19 protein-coding genes are annotated in these 16,484 nt (G+C 46.4%); 18 read left to right on the forward strand and 1 reads right to left on the reverse strand.

Going from position 1 to position 16,484, the window contains the following annotated elements; translation table 11 throughout:
* Positions 1-14 precede the first annotated feature (14 nt).
* From lgt to M0413_RS20640, 7 genes are all read left to right on the forward strand, one after another.
* Positions 15-821, forward strand: coding sequence for a prolipoprotein diacylglyceryl transferase (gene lgt / locus M0413_RS20610; RefSeq protein ID WP_249555489.1), 807 nt, complete (start codon positions 15-17; stop codon positions 819-821).
* On the forward strand, positions 821-1,615 hold the full coding sequence (gene thyA / locus M0413_RS20615; protein WP_249555491.1) for a thymidylate synthase: 795 nt from the start codon (positions 821-823) through the stop codon (positions 1,613-1,615). The genes lgt and thyA overlap by 1 nt, the downstream gene beginning before the upstream one ends.
* 117 nt (positions 1,616-1,732) lie before the next feature.
* Positions 1,733-2,902 (forward strand): Na+/H+ antiporter NhaA, encoded by a 1,170-nt coding sequence (gene nhaA, locus M0413_RS20620; RefSeq protein WP_144375349.1) that lies wholly within the window; start codon positions 1,733-1,735, stop codon positions 2,900-2,902.
* A gap of 2 nt (positions 2,903-2,904) precedes the next feature.
* A complete protein-coding gene (locus tag M0413_RS20625) occupies positions 2,905-3,291 on the forward strand; it encodes a hypothetical protein (RefSeq protein ID WP_037415577.1) in 387 nt (128 codons plus the stop codon).
* A 94-nt stretch (positions 3,292-3,385) separates the two neighbouring features.
* Entirely contained in the window at positions 3,386-4,294 is a 909-nt protein-coding gene (gene nhaR / locus M0413_RS20630) for a transcriptional activator NhaR (protein WP_037415659.1), read from the forward strand.
* An 84-nt stretch (positions 4,295-4,378) separates the two neighbouring features.
* Positions 4,379-4,627: an FAD assembly factor SdhE gene (locus M0413_RS20635; RefSeq protein WP_139122633.1), complete on the forward strand. Its 249-nt coding sequence runs from the start codon at positions 4,379-4,381 to the stop codon at positions 4,625-4,627.
* A complete protein-coding gene (locus M0413_RS20640; RefSeq protein ID WP_240292332.1) occupies positions 4,608-5,048 on the forward strand; it encodes a protein YgfX in 441 nt (146 codons plus the stop codon). The genes M0413_RS20635 and M0413_RS20640 overlap by 20 nt, the downstream gene beginning before the upstream one ends.
* Positions 5,049-5,163: 115 nt before the next feature.
* Here the strand turns inward: M0413_RS20640 and nadB are convergent, their stop codons facing one another.
* Positions 5,164-6,777, reverse strand: a complete 1,614-nt coding sequence (nadB, locus tag M0413_RS20645; RefSeq protein ID WP_169546954.1) for an L-aspartate oxidase — start codon at positions 6,775-6,777, stop codon at positions 5,164-5,166.
* A 189-nt stretch (positions 6,778-6,966) separates the two neighbouring features.
* Between nadB and rpoE the strand changes: the two genes are divergently transcribed.
* The 11 genes from rpoE to acpS all read left to right on the forward strand — a co-directional run bounded on the left by rpoE (position 6,967) and on the right by acpS (position 16,342).
* Positions 6,967-7,545, forward strand: coding sequence for an RNA polymerase sigma factor RpoE (gene rpoE, locus M0413_RS20650; protein ID WP_037415584.1), 579 nt, complete (start codon positions 6,967-6,969; stop codon positions 7,543-7,545).
* 41 nt (positions 7,546-7,586) lie between these two features.
* Positions 7,587-8,198 carry a sigma-E factor negative regulatory protein gene (locus tag M0413_RS20655; protein ID WP_055646699.1) on the forward strand — a complete coding sequence of 204 codons (612 nt, stop codon included), beginning with the start codon at positions 7,587-7,589 and terminating at the stop codon, positions 8,196-8,198.
* A gap of 12 nt (positions 8,199-8,210) precedes the next feature.
* A complete protein-coding gene (locus tag M0413_RS20660) occupies positions 8,211-9,143 on the forward strand; it encodes a MucB/RseB C-terminal domain-containing protein (protein ID WP_037427579.1) in 933 nt (310 codons plus the stop codon).
* An 11-nt stretch (positions 9,144-9,154) separates the two neighbouring features.
* Positions 9,155-9,628, forward strand: coding sequence for a SoxR reducing system RseC family protein (locus tag M0413_RS20665; RefSeq protein WP_055646698.1), 474 nt, complete (start codon positions 9,155-9,157; stop codon positions 9,626-9,628).
* Positions 9,629-9,795: 167 nt separating this feature from the next.
* Positions 9,796-11,586, forward strand: a complete 1,791-nt coding sequence (gene lepA, locus M0413_RS20670) for a translation elongation factor 4 (RefSeq protein WP_037415595.1) — start codon at positions 9,796-9,798, stop codon at positions 11,584-11,586.
* A 179-nt stretch (positions 11,587-11,765) separates the two neighbouring features.
* Complete coding sequence (lepB, locus tag M0413_RS20675; RefSeq protein ID WP_249555493.1) at positions 11,766-12,683, forward strand: signal peptidase I; 918 nt, start codon at positions 11,766-11,768, stop codon at positions 12,681-12,683.
* Position 12,684: 1 nt separating this feature from the next.
* On the forward strand, positions 12,685-13,365 hold the full coding sequence (rnc, locus tag M0413_RS20680) for a ribonuclease III (protein ID WP_088585904.1): 681 nt from the start codon (positions 12,685-12,687) through the stop codon (positions 13,363-13,365).
* Complete coding sequence (gene era, locus M0413_RS20685; RefSeq protein ID WP_011623597.1) at positions 13,362-14,381, forward strand: GTPase Era; 1,020 nt, start codon at positions 13,362-13,364, stop codon at positions 14,379-14,381. The genes rnc and era overlap by 4 nt, the downstream gene beginning before the upstream one ends.
* 49 nt (positions 14,382-14,430) lie before the next feature.
* The gene (recO, locus tag M0413_RS20690; RefSeq protein ID WP_037415604.1) at positions 14,431-15,132 is read left to right on the forward strand and encodes a DNA repair protein RecO; all 702 of its coding nucleotides are present in this window, start codon (positions 14,431-14,433) and stop codon (positions 15,130-15,132) included.
* 89 nt (positions 15,133-15,221) lie between these two features.
* Positions 15,222-15,959 (forward strand): pyridoxine 5'-phosphate synthase, encoded by a 738-nt coding sequence (gene pdxJ / locus M0413_RS20695; RefSeq protein WP_037415609.1) that lies wholly within the window; start codon positions 15,222-15,224, stop codon positions 15,957-15,959.
* On the forward strand, positions 15,959-16,342 hold the full coding sequence (gene acpS / locus M0413_RS20700; protein ID WP_249555496.1) for a holo-ACP synthase: 384 nt from the start codon (positions 15,959-15,961) through the stop codon (positions 16,340-16,342). Before pdxJ ends, acpS begins: the two co-directional genes overlap by 1 nt.
* Positions 16,343-16,484: the final 142 nt, after the last annotated feature.

Raw genomic sequence — 16,484 nt, forward strand, 5'->3', positions numbered from 1 at the left:
TTGATGGATAAGTTATGGCATTGAATTTTCCCAATATCGATCCTGTGATCGTGAAGTTTGGTCCCTTTGATATTTTTGGACAAACCTTTGAACCTGCGCTGCGTTGGTATGGATTTACTTACTTAGTGGGTTTTGTTGCGGCGATGTGGTTACTCAATCGTCAGGCTGACCGTTCCAATGGTTTATGGACGAGAGAGCAGGTTTCCGATTTACTGTTTTATGGCTTCCTAGGGGTGATATTAGGCGGTCGTATTGGCTATGTGCTCTTCTATCATTTTGATTATTTTCTCGCTAGTCCAATGTATTTATTTAAAATTTCAGAAGGTGGCATGTCCTTTCACGGTGGTTTGATTGGGGTGGTTACCGCCATGATTTATATCACTTGGAAGCAAAAGCGTACCTTCTTTGCCGTGGCAGATATGGTGGCACCCGTGGTGCCTATTGGGCTTGGGGCCGGCCGTATCGGTAACTTTATAAATGGTGAGTTGTGGGGCCGCGTGACTGATGTGCCTTGGGCTATGGTGTTCCCAAGCGGTGGACCAGAACCACGCCATCCCTCGCAGCTCTATCAATTTGCTCTTGAAGGTGTTGCATTATTCTTGCTCCTTTATTGGTTCAGTAAACGTACTAAGAAAGTCGGCGCAGTATCGGGTATGTTCTTACTAGGCTACGGTATTTTCCGCGTGATTGTCGAAACGGTAAGGCAACCTGATGCACAGTTAGGCCTCTATTGGGGCTTTATGACAATGGGGCAGATCCTCTCATTGCCGATGATCCTCTTCGGTTTATATTTAATTCTTCGTCCAGAGGGTAAGCAGTAATGCAGCAGTATTTAGACTTGATGAAACACATTTTAGCCGAAGGTGTGGATAAATCAGACCGTACAGGTACAGGCACTCGCTCGGTGTTTGGCTATCAAATGCGTTTCGATTTGAGTAAGGGGTTTCCTTTAGTCACAACGAAAAAATGCCATATGCGCTCGATTATCCATGAGCTGTTGTGGTTCCTGAAAGGGGAGACCAATATTGCTTATCTGCGTGACAATAAGGTCAGTATTTGGGACGAATGGGCCGATGAAAACGGCGATTTAGGCCCTGTGTACGGCGCGCAGTGGCGCAGTTGGCCGACCCAAGGTGGTGAGGCTATCGATCAAATTTCGCAGGTCATTGCGCAAATTAAATCGCAACCCGACTCGCGCCGTTTGATTGTCTCTGCATGGAACGTTGGCGAGCTGGATAAAATGGCACTGGCGCCATGCCATGCGTTTTTCCAGTTTTATGTCGCCGACGGCAAATTATCCTGCCAGTTGTACCAACGCAGTTGTGATGTATTTTTAGGTTTACCATTCAATATCGCCAGCTATGCGTTGCTGACGATGATGGTCGCACAACAATGTGATTTAGCCTTCGGTGACTTTGTTTGGACGGGTGGCGATACACATTTATACTCCAACCATATGGAGCAAACTGCGTTGCAGTTGACCCGTGAGCCAAGACCTTTACCCACCATGACAATTTTGCGTAAACCTGCCTCTATTTTCGATTATCAATTCGAAGACTTCGAACTGACCCACTACGATCCACATCCTCATATCAAAGCGCCTGTTGCCGTTTAATGGTGAATTAATCGACCAACACCTCGGAATAGCCGAGGTGTTTTGTCGAAACTAACGATTATACTTGTTCATTTTCTTCGTCTACACTCAATCTATTATGATTTTTGGGAGTGCAAGATGGAAAAAGCGATTAGAAATTTTTTAAGCCAAGAGTCTGCAGGCGGCATCCTTTTATTGATTGCCGTTGCCTTTGCCATGTTGATGGCCAATTCTCCTCTCGCGGGACTCTATCAAGGTTTTCTCGGTACTGAAGTACAGGTGCGTGTCGGTGCACTCGATCTGCATAAGCCATTGTTGCTGTGGATTAACGACGGTCTAATGGCGCTGTTTTTCTTGCTGATTGGTTTAGAAGTTAAGCGCGAGCTACTCGAAGGCGCATTATCGAGTGTGGCACAGGCTTCTCTGCCAACTTTTGCTGCCATTGGTGGCATGTTAGTGCCTGCGGGAATTTATCTTTTATTTAACTATGGTGATCCTATCACTCAAGCGGGTTGGGCAATTCCTGCTGCGACGGATATTGCTTTTGCTTTGGGGATCATGGCGTTGCTAGGTAGCCGCGTACCCGTTGCTTTAAAGGTCTTTCTGCTGGCATTAGCCATTATTGATGATTTAGGCGTTATTGTGATTATCGCCCTCTTCTACAGTACCGATTTATCAACCATTAGTTTAATCATTGCCAGTATTGCGATTGTTGGTTTAGTTGCTTTAAACCGTAAAGGAGTGACTTCATTAGCACCCTATGGCGTATTAGGGCTTATCCTGTGGGTCGCAGTGCTCAAGTCAGGTGTTCATGCCACATTAGCGGGTGTCATTATTGCCTTCTGTATTCCTCTTCGGGCAAAAGATGGTAGTTCGCCTTCTGAGCATTTAGAGCATAGTTTACACCCATGGAGCACCTTCCTAATTCTGCCTGTATTTGCCTTTTCTAATGCTGGGGTCGCTTTAGGAAACATGAGCTTAGATACGCTTATTTCCCCTGTGCCAGTGGGGATTGCGTTGGGATTAATGTTAGGTAAACCGATAGGGGTGATGCTGTTTAGCTTTGTTGCTGTCAAGCTTAAGTTGGCACAGTTGCCTGATGGTATCGGTTGGAAACAGATCGCACCCGTGGCGGCGATGTGCGGGATTGGTTTTACCATGTCGATGTTTATTGCTTCGTTGGCATTTGAGCAGGCAGATCCTATGTTCGGCGATTTAGCACGCCTTGGCACCTTGATTGGCTCAATTCTCGCAGCCTTGATCGGGTATTTCTGGTTATCAAAAGTGTTACCAAAAAAAGGAGTATAACTATGATAAATATGAAATTAGTGGGAGTTGCTGCATTGTTAGCATTATCTTCAAGTGCCATGGCTTCGCAAATTGATGCCTGCAACAAAGATGTCGCATCACAAACCTGCCAAAGCTATCTTGAGGGGATAGTTGATGGGGCATTAATGTTTAAACCTGAGGCATTAGGCGCGAGGCTTGAAACCAATGGTTACGAGTCTAGAGCATTAAAATACCGTGGCGGTAAACGTTTCCAAGAAGCAAACCGTACTTATTGTGCTAGTCGAATTCCTGATCGTGATAGTTTAGTCTCTGGGGTGACTGAAGCGGTTAGCACTGGTACTGCCGCAGATTTAGAGCAACTTCAAGGAATCGTTGTTAACTTATTGGATTGCCAGCGTTTAAAATAGCGATATTGACTCATTATTTGTTAAGCTGGGTCATTGCTACCCGATATGCCACAGCATAGATGCTGTGGCATCCCTAATAGGAAGCTCATTGGCGATGCTCCATCTCAATTACAACCATCTTTACTATTTTTGGATGATTAAGAAAAAGGGCTCTGTGGCAAAAGCTGCAGAAGCCCTTTATTTAGCTCCACAAACGATTACTGGGCAAATCCGCGCCTTAGAAGACAGGCTAAACGGTAGCTTATTTAAACGTGTCGGCAGAAATCTAGAAGCGACAGAGCTCGGAGAGCTCGTCTTTCGTTATGCCGATAGAATGTTTTCTCTCAGTTATGAGATGCTCGATTTACTTAACTATCAAAAAGATGACGCTATTCTATTTGAGGTTGGGATTGCTGATGCTTTATCGAAAGCCTTATCGAGTAGAGTGTTGCTCTCGGTTGTTCCTAATGATGGCTCTATGCACCTTGCCTGTTATGAGGCGACCCATGAAAGCTTAATGTCTCGCTTACGCGAGCATAAACTCGATATGATCCTTTCAGACTGTGCGGGCGAGTCACTTAAATATCCCGAAATTCTATCGAAAAAACTGGGTGAGTGTGGTGTGAGTTTCTTTTCTGCTGAAGCTTACAGTGCGGATTTCCCTGCCTGTTTAGAGCAAGGGCCGCTATTGATCCCCGGTCGTAGAACTTCGCTCGGTCAGCAACTATATCGTTGGTTTGATGAGCAAAATCTTAAGGTGAGTATTTTAGGTGAGTTTGATGATGCGGCCATGATGAAGGCTTTTGGTTACCTTAAGCGCGGTATCTTTGTCATGCCATCGATTTATCCCCAAGAAGTGATTTCCCATGGCATGCATTTACTCGGTGAAACCTTAGATGTGAAAGAAGAGTACCATGTGATGTTTGCAGAACGGATGATCCAGCATCCTGCGGTTAAACGCCTCCTAGAAACGGATTTTAGTGATTTATTTGCCGGATTAGATACTCAAGTTAAGCAGTATTAAACTTGTGTTTCAACAACGCTTGCATCGACACTCCATGGACTGAACTGATAGACTAAGGCGAATTTTGTTTTGGGAGAGATTAACTTGGAGTTAATGAACATTGCACGGGTCCGTTGGGCATGTCGCCGCGGAATGCTCGAATTAGACGTTTTGTTCCAGCCCTTCGTTGAGAATGTTTATCAGGATTTGTCTGATGAAGATAAAGCCCTGTTTATTCGTTTGCTCGAGTGTGAAGATCCTGAATTATTTGCATGGTTTATGGGTCATGAAGTTTGCCCTGATCCTGAGCTTGCCCGCATGGTAGTGCAAGTCCGTGGCCGAGCTGCGCCATAGTTTTAGTGTAAAAGCCTCCTTTGACCAACGTCTCTCGTTGGTCGTATTTGTTTGTGTCTGTAGCACTTCTTTACTTCTCTGGCCAGAAACGGATACCGCAGTACTACATGGACTGAGGGCTATATTCGCCGTCTTAATATTGGGATTCTTGTGCTCTCAGTTATGGCAACTGAGGAAATGGCATTGCCGTTTTGAGCTTAATGGTCAAGGAGACGGCTGGCTATCAACGGGGGAGGCGTTTCATGTATTGCCCAGAACTTGGGTAACGCCGTTTATCTGCTTGGTTTACTATCAATCTGCCGATAGGTTGCATCTCTTACCTCTATGGGCGGATATGTTTAGTGATACAGATTATCGCCACTTGTGCCGGCTATTACTTAAAGTTAAAACTCAGGCGGTGAGCCAACACGAACTACTTTAATCTAAATCTGAATCTGAACTATGAGTGATGCGACTTTCACACCGTCTAAATAACAAACGGGCTAAATCCTTATTAAGATTTAGCCCGTTAAAAGCGTTTAAGTTAAGCTATCCGCTTATTTTTCAGGTTGCAAAATGGTCGGTAGCGGAGAAGCTGACTTTTCAGGATGGTCAATATTGTAGTGCAGCCCTCGACTTTCTTTACGTTCCATCGCGCAGCGAATAATGAGTTCCGCCACTTGCACTAAGTTACGCAGTTCAAGCAGGTTATTACTGACTCTGAAGTTGCTGTAATACTCTTGGATTTCCTGCTGCAACATCAAGCAGCGGCGCAGTGCGCGCTCTAAGCGTTTATCTGAGCGTACGATACCCACATAGTCCCACATAAACAGGCGCAGTTCGTGCCAGTTGTGGGCGATAACGACTTCTTCATCAGAATTAGAAACTTTACTTTCATCCCATGCGGGAATTGGGCCTGGAAAGGGGATTTTATGCAGTTGACTCTCAATATCTTGGGAGGCTGCCCGCGCAAATACCAAGCACTCAAGCAGCGAGTTACTTGCCAAGCGGTTGGCGCCATGCAAGCCTGTATAAGCGACTTCACCAATGGCATAGAGACCATTGAGATCGGTTTGACCATGTAAGTCTGTCATCACCCCACCACAGGTATAGTGGGCTGCCGGGACGACCGGAATAGCGTCCTTTGTAATATCAATACCGAGTTCTAAGCAGCGACTGTAAATCGTCGGGAAATGCTTCATTACAAAGTCAGCATCTTTATGGCTGATATCCAGATACACGCAATCGGCACCGAGACGTTTCATCTCATAGTCAATGGCGCGGGCAACGATGTCACGGGGAGCTAACTCTGCACGTTCATCAAAGTCTGGCATAAAGCGGCTGCCATCAGGGCGACGCAAATAGGCACCTTCACCACGTAGGGCTTCGGTCAGTAAAAAGTTACGGGCATCAGCGTGGTATAAGCAGGTTGGATGAAATTGATTGAATTCCATGTTGGCAACGCGGCAACCTGCACGCCATGCCATCGCAATACCATCACCACTAGCCACATCGGGATTTGAAGTATATTGGTAAACCTTAGAACTACCGCCAGTGGCTAAAGCGACAAACTTAGCCTTGATGGTTTCAACTTGCTCGGCATTTCGGTTCCACACATAGGCACCTAACACGCGATTACCGGGACGATTTAATTTGCGGGTGGTAATAAGGTCGATGGCGTTATAGCGTTCTAAAACTTGAATGTTTGGATGGGCGAGGGCACGTTCTTGCAGTGTGGTCTGCACCTCTTTGCCCGTTGCATCCGCAGCATGTAGAATGCGTCTATGGCTATGGCCGCCTTCGCGGGTAAGGTGATAAGGGGCATCTTTAGCATTGTTCCCCGTGGCTTCTTCTTTATCGAAAGCCACGCCACATTCGATTAGCCATTGCATTGCACTCTTGGCGTTTTCGGCGGTAAAAGTCACCACCTCTTTATCGCACAAACCAGCACCAGCGACTAATGTATCGGCTACATGGGATTCGATAGTATCACTTTCATCGAAGACGGAGGCGATACCGCCCTGCGCGTAGTATGTCGACCCTTCCGAGAGAGGGCCTTTTGAAAGCAGAATTACGTTTGCTTTTTCAGCAAGATGCAAAGCTAGTGTCAGACCTGCGGCACCGCTACCTATGACTAATATGTCAGATTGGTGTTCAACTACTTGTTTCATCGGGTATCATGCTATGACTGAGAGTACCATCTATGGTAAACCAACTGACGAATTATGGGTACTTTCCTTTTAACCTTACTTTTTTTGTATAATTCTTAGAACTTTTTCAAAGCACGCGAGTCTACATAAGTGAATATGATTCGAGCGACTGAGAAATCAGCATTTTAGATTTGGGAGAAGTCGGCTCGGATGAGTGGACAAATAAGTGATCAACAATTAGTTGAGCGCGTACAACGGGGAGATAAAAACGCTTTTAACCTGTTAGTGCTTAAATATCAGAGTAAAGTGATTAGCTTGATTTCACGCTACGTGCGTAACCAAGCCGACGTTGCTGATGTAGCACAGGAAGCGTTTATTAAAGCTTATCGAGCTTTGCCAAACTTTCGTGGTGAAAGTGCGTTTTATACCTGGTTGTACCGCATAGCCGTTAATACGGCTAAGAATTACCTCGTATCACAGGGGCGCAGGGCGCCTGCAAATGATGTCGATGCCGAGGATGCCGAATATTATGAAGGTAGTGATGCGCTAAAGGAGTTTGCCTCCCCAGAGCGACTAATGTTATCGGATGAAATCAAGAAAGTGGTTTTCGAAACATTAGAAACATTGCCGGAAGAATTACGTATGGCGATTTCATTGCGTGAACTCGATGGGATGAGTTACGAAGATATCGCCATCATCATGGATTGCCCTGTTGGAACGGTAAGATCTCGAATCTTCCGTGCCCGTGAGGCAATCGATAAAAAGCTTCAGCCTTTGCTGGAAGCCTAAATTCTTATTTTAAGAAACCCTTAAATTTAGACAGGTGAACAATGGATAAATTAGGTCAAGAATGGGTATCAGCCGCTGTCGATGGAGAGACAGATGTGCAGACGATGGCAGAACTTGCTGCCGATACGCATTCACATAATAAATGGCGTAACTATCATTTGATAGGTGATGCTATGCGGGGTGAATTACCCCAGACTATGGCGTTAGACCTTAGTGCAAGTATTGCTGCTGCAATTGAGCTTGAGCCTGCCATTGTCTCGCCCCAAGCCAAGGCTCCGATAGGCGTTACTGAACAAGTTACAACGGATAAAAACCGCGTAGTGCCACTATTTAAGCAGTTTGGTCAGTATGCAATTGCCGCTACTGTGGCCATGTTTGCCATCGTCGGCGTACAGAACTTTAACCAAACAGCTGATGATGCCGCGTCGCCATCACCTGTGCTTGTTACTCGTCCTCTGATGGGTAGTGCGTCGCCAGTGAGCTTACAGACGGGGCCTGTGCAACAAAATCAGAGCTACACTAATGACCAAATGAACGAGCAACGTCGCCGAATTAATACGTATATACAGGATCATATGTTACAACAACGATTGAATACGGGTGCCGTTGTAGAAGACAATAGCGAGGTTATTCCCGTTCCTGTCAATCAGTAGTAAGGAGTTAGCTTGCGTCTAATCCTGTTGGCTTTGTTAGCCTTGGTATTTCCTGCCGTGGCGCAGGAAGATATGCCTGCCAAAGTCTGGCTTGAGAAAATGAGCCAGGCTTTAAAAGAGAAAGAATTTAAAGCATCGATTATACAACTTCAGGCCGACCATATTCGGCCTTTGGTTTATCTTCACGGTAAGGTGAATAATCAAGAAGTTGCCTTTCTTGAGTACCTCAACGGTCCTCCCAAAAATGCGGTAAGAGTGGGCAATAGAGTCACCTTTATCGAACATGACCAACCTGCGTACAGTATCATCTCTAATCATATTCAGGGCGTGTGGCCTGCGGCTTTCTCATCAAAAATGAGCGATTTAGAAGTGGGTTATCAATTTGTATTAGGTGGCCGCACTCGCATTGCTGGGCGCCCAGGGCAAATGATCCGCTTGTTGCCTAATGATGAATACCGATATGGTTTCCAAATCTGGTTAGATATGGACACCTATTTGCCACTCAGATATGACATGTTGACTCAAGATAAGCAATTGCTTGAACAACTAATGGTGATTGAATTAATTGAATTTAGCGAGCCACCATCGATTCTACAGGAAGCCTACAAGCAAGAATGGCCTGCTGTGATCGATCAAGCTGAACGTCAAGATGGACAAAATTGGCAGTTTTCTTGGCTCCCCGCTGGATTTAGCGTAGTAGTGCGTGATCATCACCGTTTGATTGGTAGCCACGAGGCGGTTGAATATATTGCCTTGACTGACGGCTTAGCCAATATTTCTATTTATGTTGCTCGGGCTGGAGCAACGCCATTGCCTGAAGAGTTAATTACGCGTAATGGCTTATCTTTAGTGTCAGAAAAAGTCGGTAATGCTGAAGTGGTGGCTGTGGGTAAAGTGCCAACTGAGACCTTAGCCCGTATCGCGAAAAGTTTGATGTTAAAATAGAGCGGTTCATCATGATGGAAGAAGTGGCGCGGGTTGTCGCCTGTGATAATCAAGGTTGGCTCACCGTTGAGGTCGAGCTTAAAAGCACCTGCAAGAGTTGCAGTAGCAGTGAGTCCTGCGGGACGTCTGCTGTTGCACAGGCTTTTTCTGCAAAGACACAGCAATTCTCTATTCAGAGTGAACGTGCCTGTGAGGTTGGTGAACTGCTAAAGCTGGGGCTACCAGAGAGTGTTATCTTGAAAGCGGCTGCCTTGGTTTATTTGACGCCACTCTTCGGCTTATTTGCGGGTGCATTATTAGGGCAGTTTTTTGCTAGTTTGTTAGTAATCAATTCGGATCTCTGTGCGATAGGCTTTGCTGCTTTAGGCGCGTTAGCCGCTTGGTTCTTTGGAAAACGTAAGGCAAAACAGCTTGAAGTAGATTCGCAACCTGTGATTTTAGCTTATTTAGGCACAGGGATCAGTTTAGATAAATTATCTTTTTGATTTCATGTTGTTATTGATTTCAATTAGACAATAAACTTTTGCTGAGGGCGGCATTTTTCGACATAAAGACAACTATGAGTGAATCTGATTGGTATTGAATCCGCAATCAGGTACAATTTCCCACCTTTGAACCGTATCCATTTTTCAGTATTAGTCATAGCAGCATAATGAAACACATTAGAAACTTCTCAATTATTGCCCATATCGACCATGGTAAATCGACGCTGTCAGATCGTCTTATTCAGGTTTGTGGCGGTTTAAGCGACCGTGAAATGGATGCACAAGTTCTTGATTCTATGGATTTAGAACGTGAGCGCGGTATTACCATTAAGGCGCAGAGCGTTACGTTGGAATATACAGCCAAAAATGGCGAAACCTACCAACTCAACTTTATTGACACCCCTGGTCACGTCGACTTTTCCTATGAAGTATCTCGTTCATTAGCCGCCTGTGAAGGTGCGCTGCTTGTGGTGGATGCTGGCCAAGGCGTTGAAGCTCAAACGCTGGCAAACTGTTACACTGCGCTGGATATGAATCTGGACGTGGTACCTATCCTGAACAAAATCGACTTACCTCAGGCTGATCCTGAGCGTGTTGCCGCCGAGATTGAAGACATCGTCGGTATTGATGCGATGAACGCGGTGCGTTGTTCTGCAAAAACCGGTGTGGGTATTGATGATGTATTAGAGGTTATCGTCGAGCAAATTCCACCGCCAGAAGGCAATCCAGATGCGCCGTTGCAAGCCCTCATTATTGACTCGTGGTTTGACAGCTACTTAGGCGTTGTTTCTTTAGTGCGTATTAAACATGGCGTGCTCAAGAAGGGTGATAAGTTCAAGGTGATGTCTACAGGGCAAAACCATACCGCAGATCGTGTCGGTATTTTCACGCCAAAACAAACCGATAAAACCGAGCTAAAAACCGGTGAAGTAGGTTTCGTTATCGCAGGTATTAAAGAAATTCACGGTGCGCCAGTGGGTGATACCTTAACACTAGCTAAAAATGGTGCCGATAAGCCATTACCCGGCTTTAAAAAAGTGAAGCCTCAGGTTTATGCTGGTGTGTTCCCGATTTCTACCGATGAATATGAAAACTTCCGTGATGCACTGAACAAACTCAGCCTGAACGATGCCTCATTGTTCTTTGAGCCTGAAAGTTCATCTGCGTTAGGCTTTGGTTTCCGTATTGGTTATTTAGGCCTGCTCCACATGGAAATCATTCAAGAACGTTTAGAGCGCGAATACGATCTTGACCTGATCACGACCGCACCTACGGTAGTCTATGAAGTGCTGATGACCAGTGGTGAGACTATCTATGTTGATAATCCAGCAGATTTGCCTGCAATTAACAACATCGAAGAGATGCGTGAACCGATTGTTGAAGCCAATATTCTGGTACCAAAAGAATACTTAGGTAACGTAATTACGCTGTGTATCGAAAAACGCGGTACTCAAGTGAATATGGTTTACCACGGTAATCAAGTGGCCGTGACTTACCATCTGCCAATGGCGGAAGTGGTGATGGACTTCTTTGACCGCTTAAAATCAACTAGCCGTGGTTATGCGTCATTAGAGTACAACTTTATCCGCTTCGATCCGGCGGACATGGTGCGCTTAGATATTCTGATCAACGGCGACCGCGTGGATGCGCTGGCGATGATTATTCACCGTTCGAATATTCGTCACCGTGGTTTGGCGTTGGTTGAGAAGATGAAAGAGCTTATCCCGCGGCAGATGTTTGATATCGCGATTCAAGCCGCGGTCGGTAGCCAGATTATTGCCCGTTCTACCGTAAAAGCGTTACGCAAAGACGTAACAGCTAAGTGTTATGGTGGTGACGTTTCCCGTAAGAAGAAACTCTTAAATAAACAAAAAGAGGGTAAGAAACGGATGAAACAAGTGGGTAACGTTGAGGTGCCACAAGAGGCGTTCTTAGCGGTACTTAAGCTAAACGAGTAACACTCGAGATAACACAATTTAGCTATTATTGCGCCGCAGTTTGCGGCGCTTTACTTAGCTTATCGTATGTTTTGTGGTGTTTTTTTATAAATGCGGTAAGTTAACTAAAGTTCGCGAGTCGAAATACAATAGTCGCTGGGTTTAGATCTTTACATTTCAAGGCAGGAGTTCAATACGTAATGGCAGCCTATTTTTCCATTATTTTAGTGCTAGTCACTCTGATTTCAGGGTTGATCTGGTTAGTCGATGTGCTGGTATTTGCGCCTAAACGCCGTGAAAGCTTAGCCTTGGCCAAGGCTTCTCAGGCCAATTTAACTGAGGAAGCCGAATACAATATTATCCGTGAACCCACTGTGGTTGAGACTGCGCACTCTATCTTCCCGGTGATTGCCTTTGTGCTGATCCTGCGCTCGTTTATTTATGAGCCATTTCAAATTCCATCGGGTTCAATGATGCCAACGCTGTTAGTGGGCGATTTTATTCTGGTTGAAAAGTTTAGTTATGGCCTAAAAGATCCCGTATGGCGCACTAAACTGATTGAAACGGGCGAGCCCAAACGTGGTGATGTGATCGTCTTTAAGTACCCAGAGAATCCTCAGGTTGATTACATTAAGCGTGTTGTAGGTTTACCGGGCGATAGGATTATCTACCGCAATAAACAGTTGATGATCCAAAAGGCCTGTGGCACGGAGCAAACCAATTGCCCTGAGCCAGAACTGGTGGCGCGTACCGAAATCAGCCGTGGTGATTACAGCCAAGATGGTGTGCCTTTACTGCGTTATAAAGAGCAACTCGGTGAAGTGGCACACGATATTTTAATTAATCCAAGCCGTCCTGATATGTTGGGTTATTTCAAGCGTGATGGCAATTTACCCGCGGGTGAATTTCTTGTTCCCGAAGGCCATTACTTTGCGATGGGTGATAACCGCGATAACAGTACCGACAGCCGTTTCTGGGGCTTTGTCCCTGAAGAAAATCTTGTCGGCAAAGCGGTGGCTATCTGGATCAGTTTTGAGTTTGACCGTTCAAAAGCCGATTTCCTGCCAACCTGGGTACCAAGCGGTGTGCGCTTTGAACGTGTAGGTGGAATTCACTAGTATGGAACCGATTAAAAATTTGCCACGTTTGTGTCGTACATTGGGCTATGAGTTTAAGAATATTGACCTTCTAACCCAAGCGTTGACCCATAGAAGCGCGGCAAATAAGCACAATGAGCGTTTAGAGTTTTTAGGTGATTCGATTTTATCGATAGTCATTTCGGATGCCTTATATCATCAGTTTCCTAAGGCGACTGAAGGTGATTTAAGCCGGATGCGCGCCACTTTAGTGCGTGGCGATACGCTGACCTTGATTGCTCAAGCCTTTAAACTTGGGGATTATTTATTCCTCGGTCCTGGCGAATTAAAGAGTGGCGGTTTTCGACGCGAGTCGATTCTGGCCGATGCGGTTGAGGCGATTATTGGTGCGATTTACTTAGATTCGGACCTCGAAGTGTGCCGTGAGCTGTTGCTTAAATGGTATGCCGAGCGTTTGGCCGAGATTCAACCCGGTGTGAATCAAAAAGACGCTAAAACCTTACTGCAAGAATATTTACAAGGGTTAAAGAAGCCGCTACCCGATTACCAAGTAATCAACATAGAAGGCGATGCCCACGATCAAACATTCACCGTTGAATGTCGTATAGATGACTTGAGCGAAAGCGTGATTGGCGTTGCGAGCTCACGCCGCAAAGCCGAGCAGATTGCCGCGGCTCAAGTATTGGAGTTACTGAAGAAATGACCAAAAAAACAGACTTGCCAGCTGTCGATGCCGCTAACGCGAGCAATGAGCCGAGCTTAGATGAATTACTGGCAAGGATGAATGCAGCGAGCGCAGCAGCGCCGTCTGTTCACTATGATGTGACCTACTGTGGCATGGTGGCTATTATTGGCCGCCCTAACGTGGGGAAATCGACCCTGCTGAATCGTTTGCTTGGGCAAAAGATCAGTATTACCTCGAAAAAGCCGCAAACGACGCGTCATCGCATCATGGGTATCCATACCGATGGTCCGCGCCAAATCGTGTTTATCGACACACCCGGTCTGCATATTGAAGAGCAGCGTGCGATTAACCGTTTAATGAACCGCGCGGCGGCGAGCTCGCTTGCCGATGTGTCTATGGTGATTTTTGTGGTCGATGGTATGACATGGACCGCCGATGATGAGATGGTGTTAAGCAAACTTCGCCGCGGCGGTGAAGAGCGTAAAACTGTTTTAGCCATCAACAAAGTCGATAATATAAAAGACAAAGAAGCCCTTTTCCCTTATTTGGAAGAAGTGGCCAAGAAGTATCCCTTCGATGAGATCCTGCCGATTTCTGCCAGTAAGGGCACCAACGTTAAACGTATTTTAGAGATGGCGGCAGAGTCTCTGCCAGAGAATCCATTCTTCTTCCCCGAAGATTATGTGACCGACCGTTCGCAGCGTTTTATGGCCTCTGAAATTGTCCGCGAAAAACTGATGCGCTTTCTCGGCGATGAATTGCCCTACGATGCGACGGTTGAAATCGAGCAGTTTAAGATGATGGAAAATGGGGTTTATCAAATCAACGCCCTGATCCTCGTAGAGCGTGAAGGCCAAAAGCGGATGGTGATTGGTAGCAAAGGTGAGCGCATTCGTACCATCGCCACACAAGCGCGCCTCGATATGGAAACTTTGTTTGATAACAAAGTGTTCCTCGAGGTGTGGGTGAAGGTCAAATCCGGTTGGGCTGATGATGAACGTGCCCTGCGAAGCTTAGGTTACGGTGACGATTAATCGTTACTGATAATAGGCCTAGCCTGACCATGAACGAGCGCGCAGATTGATGAAACGGGGTTATGTTTTGCATCATCGCCCCTATCGGGAGTCTAGCGCGCTGGTGAATCTCTTGGTCGACGGAATTGGGCGTGTCGATGCCGTCGCGCGAGTCGGGAGCGGAAAACGTTCCATCAAAAGTATCCTCCAGCCCTTTCAGCCGCTGATTTTTGAATTTAGCGGTAAATCAGAACTCAAAAACATCAGCCAAATTGAAGCGGCCGCGCCAGCCGTGCCCTTATCGGGTTATAGCCTGTATGCGGGCATGTATATCAATGAGTTACTGATGCGAACCCTGTCTGTTCACCATAATGCCGAGGCGTTATTTCTCATCTACCACCAAGCCTTAGTAGGGCTTGCGGCGCAGTTTTGTGAGTCGAAACTGCGTTACCTTGAACTGGCGCTTTTGCGGGAACTCGGGGCTATGCCATCCCTTATCCGCGATACACAAGGCGAGCCGCTGATCCCTGAACATTACTACCAGCTTGTGCCTGAACTCGGGTTTCAATTTGTGCTAAACAGCCGAGCAAAGCACACCTATCAAGGCGCGATGTTAACCGCACTTAACGATAATGAGCTGTTGCAAGAGCAGTTTTTAGCAGCTAAACGACTGATGCGGTCTATGCTGCAACCATTGCTCGGAGATAAGCCACTGGTGAGTCGGCAGTTGTTTATGCAAGCGACAGCACCAAAGATGAATGGGAATAATTAGCCCTAGCTCCTGTTTTTTACAGTCTGTCCCAGTACAATAGGGCGCAAATCAGCGTTAATTCTCGCCTTAACAACATAAAGGAGTTCCCGATGAGCCGTATCTTATTGGGTGTTAATATCGACCATATTGCGACCCTGCGTCAGGCTCGCGGCACCAGTTATCCCGATCCTGTCCATGCGGCGGCGGTTGCCGAGCATGCGGGTGCCGACGGTATCACCATTCATTTACGGGAAGACAGACGCCATATTATCGACCGCGATGTGTATCTGCTGGCAAAAACCTTAAAGACGCGGATGAACTTTGAGTGTGCCGTGACAGAAGAAATGCTCAACATCGCCTGCGAAGTCAAACCAACCTACGTTTGTTTAGTCCCTGAAAAGCGTCAAGAAGTGACGACTGAAGGCGGTTTAGATGTGGCTGGTCAATTAGATAAAATCACTGCTGCGGTAAGCCGCTTAGCCGCCAATGGTATTCAAGTGTCACTGTTTATCGATGCCGATAAGACGCAAATCGATGCAGCAGTCGCCTCTGGCGCGCCACTTATCGAAATCCATACCGGTTGCTATGCCGATGCCAAAACGGCTGAGGATGAGGCCAAAGAGCTTGCGCGTATCAGCGAAATGGCAAAATACGCCCACGGCAAAGGGTTGGTGGTGAATGCGGGCCACGGGCTGCATTATCACAATGTTAAGCCGATTGCGGCAATCCCTGAGCTGTATGAGCTCAACATCGGCCATGCCATTGTCGCGCGTGCGGCCATTGATGGCTTAGCGACAGCGGTTAAAGATATGAAAGCGCTGATGTTAGAAGGTCGTCGAGGCGAATAATGGCAATCGTTGGGCTTGGCACTGACATAGTTGAAATCGAGCGTATCACGGCTCATGTGGCACGTTCCGGCGATAAGCTGGCTAAACGCGTACTGACAGAGGCTGAGTTCGATATCTATCAACAGCATAGCCAACCGAGCCGCTATTTAGCTAAACGCTTTGCCGCCAAAGAAGCCGCCGCTAAAGCTTTGGGGACTGGGATTGGTCGTGGCGTATCTTTTCAGCATATCCACATTGGCAATACGACTTATGGTGCGCCAACGATTGACTTTACTGAAGGGGCGAAGCAGCGTTTAGTTTTGCTCAATGGTGTGATTGGGCACATTTCAATCGCAGATGAAAAATCCTACGCTATTGCGACAGTTATCCTAGAATCTCGCTAGTTTCTAACCCATTAGCACAAAGGGAGCCTTAGCTCCCTTTTTTATTTTTAGCCCAAAACCACCTACTTCAGTAGGTGGTTATCATCATATGAGGCTTTGCCTGTATACCTACTCATGTTAAATGCATCTTTGATTTTTAGCG

The organism is Shewanella sp. 8A, assembly GCF_023475945.1.
GTDB classification, from domain to species: domain Bacteria; phylum Pseudomonadota; class Gammaproteobacteria; order Enterobacterales; family Shewanellaceae; genus Shewanella; species Shewanella xiamenensis.